Annotated in this window: 18 protein-coding genes; 10 read left to right on the top strand and 8 right to left on the bottom strand. The window is 64.1% G+C overall.

The features are described from left to right. Positions 1–133: 133 nt before the first annotated feature. The 4 genes from E6C48_RS17295 to E6C48_RS17280 all read left to right on the top strand — a co-directional run bounded on the left by E6C48_RS17295 (position 134) and on the right by E6C48_RS17280 (position 4,896). On the top strand, positions 134–2,356 hold the full coding sequence (locus E6C48_RS17295; RefSeq protein WP_136359415.1) for a 3-hydroxyacyl-CoA dehydrogenase NAD-binding domain-containing protein: 2,223 nt from the start codon (positions 134–136) through the stop codon (positions 2,354–2,356). Between the two features lie 245 nt (positions 2,357–2,601). Beyond that, positions 2,602–3,186, top strand: a complete 585-nt coding sequence (locus E6C48_RS17290; protein WP_136359414.1) for a thioesterase family protein — start codon at positions 2,602–2,604, stop codon at positions 3,184–3,186. A gap of 78 nt (positions 3,187–3,264) precedes the next feature. Further along, the gene (locus E6C48_RS17285; protein ID WP_136359413.1) at positions 3,265–3,981 is read left to right on the top strand and encodes a S24 family peptidase; all 717 of its coding nucleotides are present in this window, start codon (positions 3,265–3,267) and stop codon (positions 3,979–3,981) included. Between the two features lie 3 nt (positions 3,982–3,984). Further along, positions 3,985–4,896, top strand: coding sequence for a thermonuclease family protein (locus E6C48_RS17280; RefSeq protein ID WP_136359412.1), 912 nt, complete (start codon positions 3,985–3,987; stop codon positions 4,894–4,896). Here E6C48_RS17280 and E6C48_RS17275 read toward each other — a convergent pair. Further along, on the bottom strand, positions 4,862–6,511 hold the full coding sequence (locus E6C48_RS17275; protein WP_136359411.1) for a lysine--tRNA ligase: 1,650 nt from the start codon (positions 6,509–6,511) through the stop codon (positions 4,862–4,864). The two genes, E6C48_RS17280 and E6C48_RS17275, sit on opposite strands and share 35 nt — an antisense overlap. A gap of 150 nt (positions 6,512–6,661) precedes the next feature. On the opposite strand from E6C48_RS17275, the gene E6C48_RS17270 reads away from it, so the two are divergent. Then, entirely contained in the window at positions 6,662–7,075 is a 414-nt protein-coding gene (locus tag E6C48_RS17270) for a tellurite resistance TerB family protein (protein WP_136359410.1), read from the top strand. A gap of 15 nt (positions 7,076–7,090) precedes the next feature. On the opposite strand, the gene E6C48_RS17265 is transcribed toward E6C48_RS17270, so the two are convergent. Beyond that, positions 7,091–7,957, bottom strand: a complete 867-nt coding sequence (locus E6C48_RS17265) for a transporter substrate-binding domain-containing protein (RefSeq protein WP_230978819.1) — start codon at positions 7,955–7,957, stop codon at positions 7,091–7,093. Between the two features lie 208 nt (positions 7,958–8,165). Here E6C48_RS17265 and E6C48_RS17260 point away from each other — a divergent pair, with 208 nt between their 5' ends. Beyond that, positions 8,166–9,512, top strand: a complete 1,347-nt coding sequence (locus E6C48_RS17260; RefSeq protein WP_230978818.1) for a glycosyltransferase — start codon at positions 8,166–8,168, stop codon at positions 9,510–9,512. A gap of 57 nt (positions 9,513–9,569) precedes the next feature. Further along, complete coding sequence (locus E6C48_RS17255; RefSeq protein ID WP_136359409.1) at positions 9,570–10,019, top strand: hypothetical protein; 450 nt, start codon at positions 9,570–9,572, stop codon at positions 10,017–10,019. Here the strand turns inward: E6C48_RS17255 and E6C48_RS17250 are convergent. The 3 genes from E6C48_RS17250 to E6C48_RS17240 form a co-directional block, all read right to left on the bottom strand. Continuing rightward, on the bottom strand, positions 10,016–10,360 hold the full coding sequence (locus E6C48_RS17250; RefSeq protein ID WP_136359408.1) for a type II toxin-antitoxin system RelE family toxin: 345 nt from the start codon (positions 10,358–10,360) through the stop codon (positions 10,016–10,018). The genes E6C48_RS17255 and E6C48_RS17250 overlap by 4 nt on opposite strands. A gap of 27 nt (positions 10,361–10,387) precedes the next feature. Further along, positions 10,388–10,654, bottom strand: a complete 267-nt coding sequence (locus tag E6C48_RS17245) for a type II toxin-antitoxin system Phd/YefM family antitoxin (protein ID WP_136359407.1) — start codon at positions 10,652–10,654, stop codon at positions 10,388–10,390. A gap of 96 nt (positions 10,655–10,750) precedes the next feature. Next, complete coding sequence (locus tag E6C48_RS17240; protein ID WP_136359406.1) at positions 10,751–11,713, bottom strand: IS1595 family transposase; 963 nt, start codon at positions 11,711–11,713, stop codon at positions 10,751–10,753. A gap of 103 nt (positions 11,714–11,816) precedes the next feature. On the opposite strand from E6C48_RS17240, the gene E6C48_RS17235 reads away from it, so the two are divergent. After that, positions 11,817–12,041 carry a DUF6471 domain-containing protein gene (locus tag E6C48_RS17235; protein ID WP_136359405.1) on the top strand — a complete coding sequence of 75 codons (225 nt, stop codon included), beginning with the start codon at positions 11,817–11,819 and terminating at the stop codon, positions 12,039–12,041. On the opposite strand, the gene E6C48_RS17230 is transcribed toward E6C48_RS17235, so the two are convergent. Next, entirely contained in the window at positions 12,038–12,961 is a 924-nt protein-coding gene (locus E6C48_RS17230) for a hypothetical protein (RefSeq protein WP_136359404.1), read from the bottom strand. The two genes, E6C48_RS17235 and E6C48_RS17230, sit on opposite strands and share 4 nt — an antisense overlap. Between E6C48_RS17230 and E6C48_RS17225 the strand changes: the two genes are divergently transcribed. Further along, entirely contained in the window at positions 12,900–13,631 is a 732-nt protein-coding gene (locus E6C48_RS17225; protein ID WP_136359403.1) for a glycosyltransferase family 2 protein, read from the top strand. The two genes, E6C48_RS17230 and E6C48_RS17225, sit on opposite strands and share 62 nt — an antisense overlap. Positions 13,632–13,652: 21 nt before the next feature. Here the strand turns inward: E6C48_RS17225 and E6C48_RS17220 are convergent, their stop codons facing one another. Further along, a complete protein-coding gene (locus E6C48_RS17220) occupies positions 13,653–14,501 on the bottom strand; it encodes a DUF937 domain-containing protein (RefSeq protein WP_136359402.1) in 849 nt (282 codons plus the stop codon). Positions 14,502–14,809: 308 nt separating this feature from the next. On the opposite strand from E6C48_RS17220, the gene E6C48_RS17215 reads away from it, so the two are divergent. Then, the gene (locus tag E6C48_RS17215; protein ID WP_136359401.1) at positions 14,810–15,004 is read left to right on the top strand and encodes a hypothetical protein; all 195 of its coding nucleotides are present in this window, start codon (positions 14,810–14,812) and stop codon (positions 15,002–15,004) included. Between the two features lie 18 nt (positions 15,005–15,022). On the opposite strand, the gene E6C48_RS17210 is transcribed toward E6C48_RS17215, so the two are convergent. Beyond that, on the bottom strand, positions 15,023–16,396 hold the full coding sequence (locus E6C48_RS17210; protein ID WP_136359400.1) for a glutamate--cysteine ligase: 1,374 nt from the start codon (positions 16,394–16,396) through the stop codon (positions 15,023–15,025). Positions 16,397–16,666 lie beyond the last annotated feature (270 nt).

Genomic DNA, 16,666 nt, shown 5'->3' with positions numbered 1-16,666 from the left:
GCAGAGCCAGCGTTCCAAGGTTCGCGCCGCCCCTCACCTGCCTGCCGGCATCCTCTCCCCGTAAACGGGGAGAGGCGAGCAGCTTCGACGCGGCGCTCATCGCCGCAACCAATTTCAAGGAGGAACCGCTCCAATGACCGCCTACAAGAACTTCTCCGTCGAAACCGACGCCGACGGCATCGCGCTCGTCACCTGGGACATGCCGGACCGCTCCATGAACGTCTTCACCGAGGAGGTGATGGACGAGCTGGATCGGATCATCGACCAGGTCGTCGCCGACGCAGCCGTCAAGGGCGCGGTCATCACCTCCGGCAAGGAGACCTTTTCCGGCGGCGCGGACCTGACCATGCTGAAACGCCAGCTCGAGCGCTTCCACGCCGAGCGGGCGAAGGACCCGGAAGCGGCGACGAAGATGCTTTTCGAAGGCGCCGGTCGCATGACCTGGCTGTGGCGCAAGCTGGAAACCTGCGGCAAACCGTTTGTGTCGGCCATCAACGGCACCTGCATGGGTGGCGCTTTCGAGCTGTCGCTCGCCTGCCATGCCCGCGTCGCCGCCGACAGCGACTCCGTCAGGATGGCGCTGCCCGAGGTCAAGGTTGGCATCTTCCCCGGCGCCGGCGGCACCCAGCGCGTGCCGCGCCTGACCGACCAGCAGCAGGCGTTGCAGATGCTGACCTCCGGCCAGAACCTCACGCCGCAGAAGGCCAAGGCCATGGGGCTGATTACCGAGATCGCGCCGCCGAAGAAGCTGGTCGAGACGGCCAAGGCGCTGATCAAGGGCGGCTTGTCGCCGGTCGCGCCGTGGGACCAGAAGGGCTTCAAGCTGCCCGGCGGACCGATCTATTCGGTCGCCGGCGCGAATCTGTGGCCGCCGGCCATCGCCATCTTGCGCCGCGAGACATACGGCAACTATCCGGCGGCCACGGCGATCCTGAAATGCGTCTACGAGGGCCTGTTGGTGCCGTTCGACACGGCCTTACGGATCGAGCAGCGCTATTTCACCGAGATCATGCAGTCGAAAGAAGCAGCGGCCATGATCCGCTCGCTGTTCGTCTCCCTGCAGGAACTGAACAAGGGCGCCCGTCGCCCCGAGGGCGTGCCTCAGACCAGGTTCAAGAAGATCGGCGTGCTCGGCGCCGGCTTCATGGGTGCCGGCATCGCTTATGTCACCGCAAAGGCCGGCATCCCGGTCGTGCTGCTCGACCGCGACGTGGAGTCGGCCGAGAAGGGCAAGGCGCATTCGGCCGGCATCATGGACGGGCTGATCAAGAAGGGCCGCGCCAAGCCGGAGGATAAGGACAAGCTCCTGTCGCTGATTTCGCCGACGGCCTCCTATGTCGACCTCGACGGCTGCGACCTCGTGATCGAGGCGGTATTCGAGGATTCGGCGGTTAAGAAGGCGGCGACCGAGCAGGCGGAAGCCGTGCTGAAGTCGTCGGCCGTCTTCGCCTCCAACACCTCGACCATTCCGATCACCGCGCTGGCGAAGAACTCGGCGCGGCCGAAGAATTTCATCGGCATCCACTTCTTCTCGCCGGTCGACAAGATGATGCTGGCCGAGATCATTCTGGGCAAGAAGACAGGCGACAAGGCGCTGGCCCGTGCCATCGACTACGTGCGCGCCATCAAGAAGACGCCGATCGTCGTCAACGACACGCGCGGCTTCTACGTCAACCGCTGCGTGCTGCGCTATATGTCGGAAGCCTACAAGATGCTGATCGAGGGCGTGCCGGCGGTGATGATCGAGAACGCCGCCAAGGCCGCCGGCATGCCGGTCGGGCCGCTGGCGCTGACCGACGAGACGGCCATCGACCTTGCCCAGAAGATCATGAAGCAGACCATCCGCGATCTTGGCGAGAAGGCCGTCGACCCGAAGCAGATGGAACTGATCGACACGCTGGTCGACAAGTTCGATCGCAAGGGTCGCAAGAACGGCAAGGGGTTCTACGACTATCCGGCGAAGCCCGCGAAGAAGAAGCTGTGGCCGGGCTTGAAGGATCTTTTCCCGCAGAAGAAGCCGGAAGACGTCGACTTCGAGGAACTGAAGCAGCGCCTGCTCGCCGTCATCGCGCTGGAAGCGGCGCGCGTGATGGAGGAGAAGATCGTCACCGACCCGCGCGAGGCCGACGTCGGCTCGATCCTCGCCTTCGGCTTCGCGCCCTATACCGGCGGCACGCTGTCCTACATCGACGGCATCGGTGCGAAAAAGTTCGTCAAGCTCGCCAAGGACTTGCAGAAGAAATACGGCGCCGAATTCAAGGCGCCCAAGCTGCTGGCCGACATGGCCGAGAAGGGCGACAGCTTCTACAAGCGCTTCGATCCTTATGCGAAGGGTGAGGGCAAGAAGGCTGCGTAGGGGCAGAACTTTCCTTTCCCGTCCAAGATAAAACAGTCGCGCGGCGTCACCCCTCTCCGACGCCGCTTCGCGGCGCCACCTCTCCCCAAAGGGGCGAGGAACCCAAGCTGGAGAAGCGCCGGCATAGCGGCAGCGGTTCCTCCCCCCTTTGGGGGGGGGGAGGTGTCACGCGAAGCGTGACGGAGAGGGGCGACGCCATAGGCGATGGCCTTGCCCTAAACGGGGAGAAGGAAAGGACAAATCCCATGTATGTCTGGTTCCGTCTCGCCCGTATGGCGCTCACCGCGAAAGCGCGCGGCCCGTATCGCATGGGCGGGGAGAGCCGGCTTGCCTTCCGCTGCCTGCCGACCGACATCGACGCCAACCTGCACCTCAACAACGCCCGCTACATGATGCTGGCCGATGTCGGCCGCATCGACATCTTCCTGCGCGCCGGACTGCTCAGGCTGGCGCGCGAGCGCGGCTGGGCGCCGATGCTGGGCGGCCTGCAGACGGTGTTCGTGCGCGAGATCCGGCTGTGGCGCCGCTTCGAGGTGGTGTCCACGGTCGAGACGTGGCAGGGCACGCAGGTGATCGGCGGCCACCGCTTCGTGCTGGAGGACGGCCGCACCGCCGCGCAGGTGCTGACCACCGCCGGCATCTACGACCGGCGCGGCAAGCGCTTCGTCGAGATGGACGAGGCGCTCGCCGCCCTTGGCCACCATATCGTGCCGCGTCCGCCGACCGAGGCCGAACAGGTGTTCATGGTCTCCCACGCCCGCCTGCGCGATCTCGCCAAGAACGGGGCCGGCAACGGGGAAGGCGGCGACGGCCCGGTCAACAACGGGTGAAAGGCGGCGCGCGGCGCTGGACAAGCAGCGTTGCGCTGCCTAAAACGGACAGGTATTTTTTCCTTTCGGAAGGCAGCCATGCTTTCGCACGACCGCGTCTGGGCGGCCATCGACGCGCTGGCCGAGCGCTATTCGCTCTCGGCTTCGGGCCTCGCCAAGCTGGCGGGGCTGGATTCGACCGCCTTCAACAAGTCCAAGCGCCTGTCGGCCGACGGGCGGCCGCGCTGGCCGTCGACCGAATCGCTGGCCAAGGTCATGGAGGCCACCGGCGCCTCGCTGGACGAATTCGTCGCGCTGGTCGAGGCCGGCGTTGCCGGCCGTACCGGCCGCCGGACGTCCGGTCGTGGGGCGCCGGTGCCGTCCTCCTTTTTCGACCATCCCCCTTTTGACAGGCCCTTGCCGCAGCAGCGGCCGACGATCCCGCTTGTCGGCTTCGCACAGGCCGGCGCCGGCGGCTTCTACGAGGATGCCGGCTTTCCCGCCGGCCATGGGCTCGACCTGATCGAACTGCCGGCGCAATCCAGCGAGACCTCCTATGCGCTGAAGGTGCAGGGCGATTCCATGCTGCCGCTCTATCGTGACGGCGACGTGCTGATCGTCCAGCCCGGCGCCACGGTGCGCAAGGGCGATCGCGTCGTCGTCAAGACGACCGGCGGCGAGGTGATGGCCAAGGTGCTGGAGCGGCAGACGCCGCAGGCCATCGCGCTTCTCTCGCTCAACCCCGCGCATGCGAACCGCGAACTGCCCATGGTCGAGATCGAATGGGTGGCGCGCATCGTCTGGGCGAGCCAGTAGAGGATGCGTCCCGCCCACGCCGCCGCTGCCGCATTAATCCTCGTGGTGATGTCTGCGGCGATCCTTGCCGGCGGCCATCGCCTCGCCGTGCCGGCGGACGAGATCGTCATCGCGCCGGAGGATATCCCGGACATGCCGGCCGCGTCGGAAACCGGCCCGGAAACCGGCATGGACGACGGGCAGGCCGGGGACGAAGCCTCGACCGAAGCGATCGAGCCGCAGCAGCCTGACGAAGCCTTGATCCGGTCCCGCGCCATCGATCCCGAATTCGTCGCCCCGCCGTCGACGGGCGCCGCGCCGCTGGAGCGCGCGGAGCCCCGCCCGCCGCTCAGCAACCTGTCGCTGGCGATGCCGCCCAAGCCGAAGATGCCGGACGAGTGGAAAGGCAAGCCCCTGTTCCAGCCGCTGGCGACCGCTGCCGGCGTCTTCCAGGCGATGGGCTACACCGTCGCCATTTCCGGCGTCGATGCCGTCATGCCGGACGAGAGCTGCACCGATGCCGCCGGCAAGGAATGGAATTGCGGCATGCGCGCGCGCAGCGCCTTCCGCGCCTTCCTGCGCGGCCGCGCGCCGATCTGCACCGTGCCGCCCGAGGGCGGCCGCGACACCATTTCCGCCGCCTGTCGCATCGGCAAGCAGGATATCGGCGCCTGGCTGGTGGCGAACGGCTGGGCGCGGGCGGCCAAGGGCGGCCCCTACGGCAAGGCCGAGGAGGTCGCGCGCAAGGAGCACATGGGCATCTTCGGCGCGGCCCCCGATCTGTCGAACCTGCCGCCGGAGCCGCCGCCGGTCGAGGCGCCGTTAATGGACACGCCCGAACCCTCGCCGTCGATCCTCGACCTGTCGGGCGAGCCGCCGCCCCCGTCTACACCGCCGCCGGCTACGCCAGGCTTCCCGCCAGCGCCCGCTCGATGAGCGCGCGCGTCTCGCCGACGCCGTAGAGGGCGGCGAAGGAACCGAAGCGCGGGCCTCGCTCCTGGCCGATCAGCACCTCGTAGATCATCTGGAAGAAGGCGACGGAGACGCCGGGGCCGCCCTCGGGCGCCTGCTTGGAGTGGTCCTGGTAGCGCTCGATCTTGCGCGCGACGTTAAGCGCGGCGTTCTGGATCGCCTCGCCGTCGGCGTCGGCTGGCAGCGCGGCCAAGGCAGCGGCCAGCTTCGCCAGCGCATCGCGCTCGACCTCGTCCGGCGCGCGGTACTTCTTCTGCGGCTTCACGAAGTCGTCGAAGTAGCGGATCGCGTAACCGACCAGCCGGTCGAGCTCGGGATTGGTGGCCGCCGTCACGCCCGGCGCGTAGCGCGAGATGAAGCCCCAAAGCACGTCGCTGTTCTGCGCATTGGAGGCGCTGACGAGGTTGAGCAGCAGCGCGAAGCTCACCGGCAGGTCGATGGCCGGCGGCTGGCCGTCGTGCATGTGCCACACCGGATTGCCGAGCCGGTTCTTCCAGTCCTGCTTCGGATAGGCCGACAGGAAGGAATAATATTCGTCCACCGCCTTCGGGATAACGTCGAAATAGAGCTTCTTCGCTTGGCGGGGCCGCTGGAACATGTAGAGGCCGAGGCTCTCGGTCGGCGCGTAGGTCAGCCATTCGTCGATGGTCAGCCCGTTGCCCTTCGACTTCGAGATCTTCTGGCCGTGCTCGTCGAGGAACAGTTCGTAGACGAAATGCTCGGGCGCGCGGCCGCCGAGGATGACGCAGATCTTGTCGTAGATCGCCTGGTTGGTCTGGTGGTCCTTGCCGAACATCTCGAAATCGACGCCGAGCGCCGCCCAGCGCATGCCGAAGTCCGGCTTCCACTGCATCTTCACCGCGCCGCCGGTGACCGGCAGCGTGGTTTCCGTGCCGTCCTCGTCGTCGAAGGTGATGGTGCCCGCCTTGGCGTCGACATGCTTCATCGGCACGTAGAGCACGCGCCCGCTCTTCGGCGAGATCGGCAGGAAAGGGCTGTAGGTCGCTTGCCGCTCCGGGCCGAGGGTCGGCAGCATCACCTTCATGATGGCGTCGTACTTCTCGACCGCGCGCAGCAGCATCGCGTCGAAGCGGCCGGACTTGTAATAGTCGGTGGCGCTGGCGAACTCGTAGTCGAAGCCGAACGTGTCGAGGAAGCGCCTCAGCATCGCGTTGTTGTGGTGGCCGAAACTCTCGTAGTCGCCGCCGAACGGGTTCGGCACGACGGTGAGCGGCATGTGCAGGTAAGGTTCGAGCGCCGCGCGATCCGGTACGTTGTCCGGGATCTTGCGCATGCCGTCCATGTCGTCGGAGAAGCACAGCAGCCGCGTCTTCACCTTGTCTTCGGTCAGCACCCGGAAGGCGTGCCGCACCATCGTGGTGCGTGCCACCTCGCCGAAGGTGCCGATATGCGGCAGGCCGGACGGGCCGTAGCCGGTCTCGAACAGAATGGTCTCGGGAAAGCCCGTCTTCTCGTAGCGTTTGACGATCTTTTTCGCTTCCTCGAACGGCCAGGCTTTGCTCTCGGCTGCGGCTGCGAGGATTTCGGGCGAAAGGTCGATCATGTTGGATCGCGTCATGAAGCTGGTCCTACGGGGAAGAAAGGCCGCTGACGGCGGCACGAGGCATGCTCTATGCGCGCGAGCCTTAAGCGTCAACGGCAGGAGGCTTTTTCCTTGCGGCGTTGCCGGCGCCTTCCTACCTTGCCGGCAACGCAACGAGGGAAAACCATGCCTGTTCCGACGACCCATGAAGCGCTGATCTACCTGATGGTGATCGCTTCCGCCTCCGACCGCGAGATGTCCGACGCGGAGCTTGGCCGCATCGGCGCCGTGGTGCGCAGCTGGCCGGTTTTCGAGGATTTCGATGCCGACCGCATCATCGACGTGGCGCAGGATTGCCAAAGGCTGTTGAACGACACTGAGGGGCTGGAGGGCGTGCTCGACCTCGTCGCCGACGTGCTGCCGGCACGGCTGAGGGACACCGCCTATGCGGCTGCCTTCGAGGTGGCCGCCGCAGACCTCGAGATGCGGTTGGAGGAAGTGCGCGTGCTCCAGTTGATCCGCCGCCGGCTCGATCTCGACACGCTGACGGTGGCGGCGATCGCGCAGGGCGCCAAGGCCCGCCACCGCACCCTGACGTAGCCGGTTGCCGACCGCTCAGTAGAAGCTGACCGGAAAGTAGCGCAGATAGAGTTCGGCGAAGGTGCCTTTCACCGAGATTTGTTGCAGCGCATAGTCGAAGGCCGCGGCAAGGGCGGAATTGTCGGCCTTGACGGCGATCGAAAGCCCCGTGCCGAGATATTCCGGCGCGATGTAGGGGCCGCCGGCGAAGTGGCAGCAATCGGCCGAGTCCGAGCCGTCGAGCCAGAAGGAAAGGCGCATGCCGTCACCGAAGGCGGCGTCGAGCTTGCCGGCCTTGAGGTCGGCGTAAAGCTCTTCCGGCTTGGCGTAGGTCGCGACCTGCACCTTGCCGAAATCGTCGCGCAGCAGGCGTTCATGGCCGCTGCCGGCGACGACGCCGATTTTCTTGCCTTGCAGGGAGGCGTAGATCGGCTCAGCGACCGGCTTGGCCTTCGGTACGACGAAACGCGCCGGAAATTGCAGGTAGGGACGTGAAAAGGCGTATTTCTCGCGTGTCTTGGCCGTCACCGCGATGCCGGCCAGGATGGCTTCGCCCTCGCCCTTTTGCAGCGCCGCGTCGAGCTCGTCCCACGGCAGCGCCTGGATCTCGCATTTGGCGGCAAGGCCGAGCTCGGCGCAGATCGCCCGCGCCAGGTCGATGTGCAGGCCCGACAGGCGGCCGCTGCCGTCGAGGAAATTGAACGGCGGAAAGTCCGTCGTGGTGAGGAAGCGCAGGCGCGGCATGGCCGCCAGATCGGGCTTCGCCAGCCGCTCCTGCGAGTCCCACAGGATGGGCGCCTGCGGTCCCGCTGCGGTTGCCGGCCCTGACACGCCCGGCAGGCTTGCGCCGAGGCAGAGCGCGCCGGCATAGATCAGGGCAACGGCAAGGCGGCGCAAGGTCACGCGAGGTTCTCCATCGACCCCGAGCTTGTCTTATGAAAACGGCGAGATCACAACGGATTTCGGTTTCCTCGGTGTAAATAAAAGCTATTCTCGGGTTGTATCGACTGCCGCGCGAGGGGTTGCGGGGCAGACGGCCGTGGGGGCGGCCGGAGGAGGAGGGAGCCGTCGCTGAACATCACGGCGGCAGGACGGGGGACGGCGAGCCATCATGGGCTCATACGAATTTCCGGGCGGGGAGGGGCTCCCGCACGGATCGCCAGGCTATCCGCTGAGTGATCCGGCCGCCGCGGTCGGGCCGGATTATGGCGTGCTGCTGGCGGAGGTCTTTTTTCCCGAACTGGTCGAATGGCGCGGCGTGCTCGCCAGGCTCGGCGTGCCGCCGCAGACGGCCTACGAGGTCGCCGCGCGTGCCCATATCGAAGGCGGCGACTTCGCCGCCGGCCTTGTCGACTGCGGTATCGACCAGGGGCGGCTGGTGCGCGCGATGGCGGCAGACCTGGGAATCGCGGCGGCCGAGCAGGTCGATCCCGAGCGGCTGATCGTCAGCGACGCGCATGCGCTGGTCCTGCTGCGGCGTCATGGCGGCCATGTCCCGGTCAAGCTTTTCGAGAAGGGCGGGGACGTCTCTTTCCTCATCACGCCCGAGCGCATCCGCCTCGGCGTCGTGCGCGAGCGCGTGCGCGCCAGCCCGGCCTTGGCCGGACGGCTGAAGATCGTTCCGGCGGCGGCACTGCGCGGTGCGGTGCTGCAACGCACGCGGCCGTTTCTGGCCAGGAACGCGGTCGGCCGCTTGTTCGAGCGCCTTCCCCAGATGTCGGCTCGTGTCGTCGCCCAAGCGTGGCAGGGCATCATCGTCGGCTTCGTCATGACGGCCATCCCCGTCGGGCTCGTGCTCATGCCCTTGCAGATGCTGGCCTTTCTCCACGCCGCCGCCACCTTCTTCTTCTTCGCCTGCGTGGCCCTGCGTTTCGCTGCGGTGGCGGCGCCCAGGCCGCGGATCGAGCGACCGAAACTCGGCCTGCCGCCGCCGAACGCACCGCTTTTTTCCGTGCTCGTGGCGCTCTACAAGGAGGCCGAGGTGGTGCCGCACCTGCTGGCCGCGCTCGATCGCCTCGTCTGGCCGCGCGAGAGGCTGGAGATCAAGCTGGTCTGCGAGGCCGACGATGCCGCCACGCTCGCCGCCATCCGCGCGCACGCGCTGCCGGCGCATATGGAGGTCGTCGAGGTGCCTCCCGGCCAGCCGCGCACCAAGCCGAAGGCGCTCGCCTATGCGCTGCCGATGACCGGCGGCGAGTTCGTCGCGCTCTACGACGCCGAGGACCGGCCCCATCCCATGCAACTCGTGGAGGCTTGGCAGCGCTTCCGCAGCCATGGCCCCGACCTTGCCGTCGTGCAGGCGCCGCTGGAAATATCCAACCGCCATGCCGGCATGATCGCGCGCATGTTCGCCTTCGAATATGCCGGCCTGTTCAGGGGGCTGCTGCCCTGGCTGTCGAGCCGGGGCCTCGTCCTGCCGCTCGGCGGGACGTCCAACCATTTCCGCGGCCTTATGTAGCAAAAGCACCAACATTCCCACTGCCGCGCCCTAGTGGGTTCCCATAAAATCCGAAGCATGGGAACACTGTCTCGCGCCACCGATTTCAGCCACACCGTCAACGGGCTTTTGCAGAAGCGCGCCGATCTCTTCAACGAAGCCGAGCGGCTACGCGACCGCCTGGCAGAGATACGGAACGATCTTGGCGCAATTGACCGGACGCTAGGCGTACTCGGCTATGCGGGCGATCTGGACGCTGCCATGCCGCGCCAAAAGCGGGAAGTCATCTTCGGACGCGGCGAGCTATCGAAGGCGATTTATGGCGAGCTACGGGAAGCGACAGGGCCGCTGTCCAGTCGTGACATAGCCCGCGAGATTGTCGCCATGCGCGGCGAGGACGCGCGGGACAGGAAATACCTGTCCGATCTCACGAAACGTGTCAGCAAGGCGCTACGGTCGATGCGCGAGGACGGCAATGTGCGGAGCGCTACCGACGCGAAGGGGAATGTGGTGTGGGAGCGGCGTTAGCCGTATCCGATACCTAACCGGGCGAGTGCGTCTTCTTCTATAGCGGAAAGGGCCGCACCCAATTTGCCGTCTAGATCATCCAAGCCCTTGTAAGCGTCTTTCCGGTCGCGGATGACTAGAACAACAAGCAAACGCTCGCGGAATATATGGTAGATGATTCGATGCTCGCGCCCAGCCTTCACGCGGAAGAAGTCCGGGTGCCCTTGAATCTTCTCCACCCCGCGCGGGCGGGGCGTCTTTTGCAGACTTTCGAGAGTATCAAATACTAAACGCTGAATCTCGCGCGTAAGCTTTTTGATCTCCCGCCGTGCGGCGGGAGAGAATACGATTTCCAGTTCCAATGGAGGGCTCCCCCCGGTTGTTTGGAGTTAGTCAAACCCTAACTCCTTTTTGAGTTGCGACATAGGCGTTCCTCCCTCTTTCAAGAACTCGCGCAAGGCTTTGCGCGCTTTCTCGCTGTCTCTTTTCGCTTCCAACTCGGCCAGCGATTGCAGAAGCTCCATTGAAATGATTGCAACAGTTCGCGAATGTTTCCGCACTACCACAGGGTTGCCGTGGTATGCCGCGTCGAACACCTCCGAGAATTTGCTGCGAGCCTCCGACGCGGACATTTCTCGCATAGCATTGGCAGACATGGTTTCTCCTTTGCGGGTTTTTTGTACGCTTTGTACGCTTTGTACAAAACGGCGTCAAGAGTGCGATCAAAACGGAAACAAGAAGTAAACGTTCCGCTATTCCGATCTCTGCCAGTATCCAGCCCAAATGCGGCTCACAGGATGATTGAGCGAACCGCCAAGCAAGGCGAAGGCGTTGCCACCATTTGAGCGGCGGCGGTGATCTTCCAGCCAAGCGGCATGGTTGGCATACTGGTAAAGGTACTTGTGCGACACGAAATGGTGCTGCCCGCGCACCATGCGGCGAAGGCGGCTGAAATAGCTCTCGACCATGTTGGTGTGCTTGCCGTGGCCGTCGCTGTAGGAAACGCTGTGGTTGATCCTGGTCGAAGCGAACTGCATTTCCAGCGCGTCCCAATGGGTCGCTTCGTCGGCGAAAAGCTTGGCACCGGCAACCATGCGAGCGCGGGCAATGTCGACACCGTCGGCTTCGCTCATGCGAACGAATGAAAGGGTGCGCCCCGAGCGCTGGCGAAGCGCCACGACAACGCGGCGACGGTCGGACTGGTTTTCCTTCTTGCGGCGGTCAACGCGATCCTCGACGCGGTTTTCAGGGCGGACGTGGCCGCCGAAGTAAGCGCCGTCGATCTCGACTTCGCCGTCCAGCATTTCCGTCACGGTTTCAGCCGCAAGCGCCTCGCGGAGCTTGTGCGCCAGCACGAAAGCGGTCTTGTACTGCACGTCCAGATCGCGGGAGAACTGGACCGCCGACATGCCCTTGGAGCCGTTCACAAAGAGGCAGATCGCCGCCAGCAGATCGACAAAGGCGAGCTTGCGGCTGGCGAACATCGTGCCGGACGTGACGCTGAATTGAGCGTGGCAGGCAGCGCACTTGAACTTGCGACGGGTCGGAATGTCGTAATGGTCCAGGCACCCGCATTTCGGGCAAACAGGTTCGCCTTGCGTCGAAGCCCAGCGAAGGCGCTTGAACGTGTCGTAAGCCTTTCCCTCGCCACCCTCGTAAATCTCTTTGAGGGAGAGGGTGCGGCTTTCGGCGGAAAGGAGGAAATGCTGTGCCATTTGTCGTCATATCCGATACGTATGTAACGGATATAGTACATTGACGTACTAGACACAAGGGCATATGTATCGTTTGCGATACTTTTTTCGCTCTAGGTGATACATGGCCGAAAAGACAGACTATGAAGCCCTAGCGGCAAACCTCCTGAAAGCCGAGTTGAAGCGAAAAGGCGTTACCTATGCGCATCTCGTGGATAAGCTGGCGGCGATAGGCGTTGACGAAAAGGAAGTGAACGTGCGGAATAAGCTCTCTAGGGGCAAATTCACGGCGGCGTTTCTTCTGCAATGTTTGAAAGCAATTGGAGCAGATAGTTTGCGACTAACCTAATTATCGAAAAGATCGCTCTGCTTAAATTCGTTTTCTAAAACTTGTTGCACGGAAACGATGACGTAGCTTTCGCTTACGACCTCGTTATCGAATCCGTAGTTTACTTCATGCTTGACTAAGCACCGCAGGGCATCGCCCGGCCTAACGTCGATCCGTCTAGTTTGAAATTGCTCTAGCCACTGGGCATCTTCTATCTTGCCACGGATTGATCGCTTTCCATGCCTGAACTCCCATTGAGATGCACCAAGATAATCCGGACGCTTGACGGCTAAAATCATTGGTGCCGGCGGTGATGAGATGGTTTCGCGAATTGCGAGTTGTTCAATATCGAGATCATCCCAAGCCATGCCCACAGTGAAATCGGAACTGCCGGCATCCGAGATGTACTTGACGCGGTCATGAGGATTGAGCGGAGAAAGAGCGCGCGCAACGTCCTTTGTACTCTCTAGCAGTTCTGCCGCGCTAGGCACCCCGTAGGCAGGAATGCGGCGAACTTCTGTTTGATGCGCCAATTCCAGAATCCGCTTACGAAGATCGCTTAGAGAACCAGGGCGGCCGCGTTCCTCCGAATTGTTTACCCATTCGATAAAAGCGTATTTGGACGCCAGCAAATAGCGTCCAACCATGGGTTTCCAATCTAGCTCGTAAAGCGCCTGGTCCTCAGTCGCGACAAGCTTGTCGCGGAGCCAAACTTTGATTGATCCGCTTTCGATGTCCTCCAGCAGAAGGAGAGGTTCGATGGACGGATCGATTGACCGAGCTAACGTTTTGTCGAGGCGTTCAAAGGCGCTGATAAGGCCGTCCAAGGCTTGGAAAACGCGCTGGGGCCGTTCCATCGATTTATCGAAATCGATGTAAATCGCGAAATCGGCATCCGGTGGTGGAGGTGGTGCCGAACTTGATAAATTCACTGTTGCCATCACCGCGATTCTAACCCGCTTTTGGTGCTTTTGCTACATAAGGCCGCATTTCCGCCGCGCCGCACTTGACGAGGTTGGCGGCTGGGATCCGTTCAACGTCACCGAGGACGCCGATCTCGGCGTCAGGCTGGCGCGTTTCGGCTACACGGCCGAGACGATTTCCTGCCCGACTTACGAGCCGGCACCGACGCGCTTCGGCGTCTGGCTGCCGCAGCGCACGCGCTGGTTCAAGGGCTGGTCGCAGACCTGGCTGGTGCATATGCGGGCGCCGCGCCGCCTTGCCGCCGACCTCGGCTGGCGCTCTTTCCTGGTGGCGCAGGTGCTGTTCGCCGGCATGCTGGCCTCGGTCATGCTGCATCCGCTGCTGCTTGCCACCTTCGCCATGATCGTCGTCGACCTCGTGACGCGTACCGAGCCGATCGGCACGGCGCGCTCGCTGCTGCTCCTTGTCGATGTCGTCAACATCGGCTGCGGCTACGCCTCCTTCCTGCTGCTCGGCTGGCAGACATTGACCCGGCGGGAACGCAGCGGTTTCTGGAAAGTGGTGCTGGCGACGCCGCTCTACTGGGCGATGATGTCGGTCGCCGGGTGGCGGGCGGTCTGGCAACTGTGGCGCCGCCCGCATTTCTGGGAAAAGACCCCGCACGAACAGTTCACAGCCGATCCCTGAGCGGGTGGTCGGCGGCTCAGCTCAGCGGTTGCGGTCCATGCCGCGCAGGAACTGGTCGAACACCGAACACATGTTCTTCTCGTAGTCGTCGCGCTGCTGGCGGCCGGTCTCGAACATCTTGCCGAAGATGTCGTCGTAGGGGTTGCGTGGCCTGCCGCCGGGATTGGCCGGCTCGGGGTCCGGCTGCGGTGCCTGCCGTTGCCGTGCCTGCCCGCTCTGCTGGCCGCCGCCCATCATGTCCTCGAGGATCTTGCCCCAGGGATTGTCGCCGAGGGGGTTCTGGCCTTGCTGCGCGCGTCCCTGCGGCGCCTGCCTCTGCTGCGGCGCGGGCTGACCGCCCATCATGCCGCCGCCCTGCTTCATCATCTCCTCGATGATCTGGCCGAGTGGGTTGTTGGCGCTGCCGAAGCCGCCGGCCTGGGCGCTCTGCATGCCAGCCTGCGGCATCTGATTCGTCGTCTGCTTGAACAGGCCGCCCATCAGCATCGAGGCGATGACCGGCAGCATCTGCTGCAAGACCTGGCTGCCGATGCCGGTGGCCTGCGCCGCCTGCGCGGCCACCGCGCGCGACAGGTCCTTGGAACCGAACAACTGGCCGAGCACGTCGTTGCCCTGGTTCACGCCCTGCTGCGAGAAGGCCTGATTCGCGTTCTCGAAGAACTGGCCGTACTGCCCGCTGGCCAGCGCGTTCATGAAGCCGCCGAGGCCCTGGGCATCGGATGTGCTGCGCTTCAGACCCTGGCTGAAGGCCGGCAACAGCGCTTCCACCGCAAGCTGCGCCTGCTGCTGGGAAAGATTGAACTGCCTTGCCAGAAGTTCGAGGCCCTGGCCGTTCTGGGCCTGCGCCAGCATGTCGAACAAGGGCATCATCGCTATTCCTCCCGGCGATCCGATAGCGCCAGCCTAGAGTGTTTTGGCAACGGATTGAAGGGCTACTGGTACAGGAGGTAGCGGGAGAGGGTGGACGCGACGGTATGTTGCCTGAAGCCTCCACCCAGCGTTGCCGGACGGTCGCCGCCGCGCCCTGCTTACGCCTATGTCAGCCGGGCCGGGAACGATAATGACGTTTTGTTTCAGATTGATCCAAACCGTTTTGAATCAATTCCCCGCCCGGACCTTTCCGATTTGCATAGAAGCGGATGCTAAAACGATGGTGGCGGCGGCATCAAGGAGAGACAATGCAGACTGATTTCGCCGTCGTGCGGCAATATCTCGAAGGCGCGTGGCTTCACGTGCACGGTGACGACGAGCTTGCGTGCCAGTTGCGCGAGGCGCTTGACCACCTGATCGAGCGGGTCGCCGTAGCCGAATGCAGCCGGCCCCAGCGTCGCGCCGAAATCCTGCACTTTCCCAAGCGCGCGCAGCGGTCCTGACCCGCTGCCGGATCGCCGTCAGTAGGCGTATTCGAGGAAGACCGGCTCGATCGAATCGCCCCAGCGCATGTGGTAGGCGCTGAGCATTTCCTCGGCGCTGGTGGTGCCGCGCGCCACCACTTCCTCCAGCGTCGACAGGAACGACGTCTCGTCATAGCCGTCGCGGTTCAGCCGATGGCGTCGCTTCAGCCCGTCGCGCGAGATCGCAAGCACGTCGCGGGCGACTTCGCGCAAGGTGGTGTTGCGGAACGGCGCGGCAATGCCTTTTTCGGGCACCGCGTCGCGCATGGCGAGCGTCTCGGCATAGGTCCAGTCGGCCGTCAGCGCCTCGATGGCGTCGAGCGCTGCCTCGTCGTAGAGCAGGCCCACCCAGAAGGCGGGCAGCGCGCAGATGCGCCGCCACGGTCCGCCGTCGGCGCCGCGCATTTCCAGGAAACGCTTCAGCCGCACGTCGGGGAAAAGCGTCGACAGGTGGTTTGCCCAGTCGCCCATGGTCGGCATGCCGTCCGGCACCTCCTTGCGGGCGGCCCCGGCCATGAACTGACGGAAGGTCATGTGCGTCATGTCGTGATAGCGACCGTCGCGGATGACGAAATACATCGGCACGTCGAGCGCCCATTCGACATAATCGGCAAAGCCGAAATCGGGCGAGAAGCAGAATTCCAGCATGCCGGAGCGCTGGTTGTCGGTATCGCGCCAGATGTCGCCGCGCCACGACAGGAAGCCGTTCGGCTTGCCTTCGGTGAAGGGCGAGTTGGCGAACAGCGCCGTCGACAAAGGCTGGAGCTTGAGCGACACCTGCATCTTGCGCCGCATGTCCCGCTCGCTCTCGAAGTCGAGGTTCACCTGGATGGTGCAGGTGCGGTACATCATGTCGAGGCCCTTGGTGCCGACCTTGGGCATATAGCGCGTCATGATCTCGTAGCGCGACTTCGGCATCTTCGGCGTCTCGGCAAGCGACCATTTCGGGCTGCCGCCGAGGCCGAGAAAACGGATGCCGAGCGGTTCGGCGATCTCACGCAACTGGGCGAGATGCGCGTTGCCCTCGCGGCAGGTCTGGTGGATCGTCTCCAGCGGCGCGCCCGAAAGCTCGAACTGGCCGCCCGGTTCGAGCGAAATGGCGCCCTGTCCGGTCGGCTCGACAAGGCCGATGATGCGGCCGTCGTCGATGATCGGGTCCCAGCCGAGCTTTTCCTGCATGCCTTCCAGAATGGCGCGGATGCCGCGCTCGCCGCCGTAAGGCACCGGGGCGTTGCCGTCGGTGTAGAACGGGAATTTCTCATGCTCGGTGCCGATGCGCCATTTGTCGCGCGGCTTGTTGCCGGCGGCGAGATAGCCGACGAGTTGGTCGAGGCCTTCTATCGGCTGATTGTCCGTCGTGTCGCGCGCCATGTAACCTCTTCTGGCGTCCTGTCGGGAGCGCCCCGCTCACTAGAGCATGTCTCCCGAAAGTGGGAACTGGTTTCGGGACAAAGACATGCGTAAAATCAGGAATCTAAAGCGTGCCGGGCGAATCCGGAAGATCGCGGCACGCTTTAGCGGCCTCAGGCCGCGGCGGCTTGATGGACGATAGCAGGCCGCGCGATCAAGCAAAATTTGCTGAGCCATGCGTCAACGGAGTTGAATGTTTGTCCGGGCGCAAACGCGATGGCGGCAAGACCC

Origin of the sequence: Ollibium composti, from assembly GCF_004801285.1 — a bacterium.
Taxonomy (GTDB): Bacteria; Pseudomonadota; Alphaproteobacteria; order Rhizobiales; family Rhizobiaceae; genus Mesorhizobium; species Mesorhizobium composti.
The sequence above is the reverse complement of the archived record's forward strand: the minus strand, read 5'-3'. Positions and strand labels throughout refer to the sequence as shown.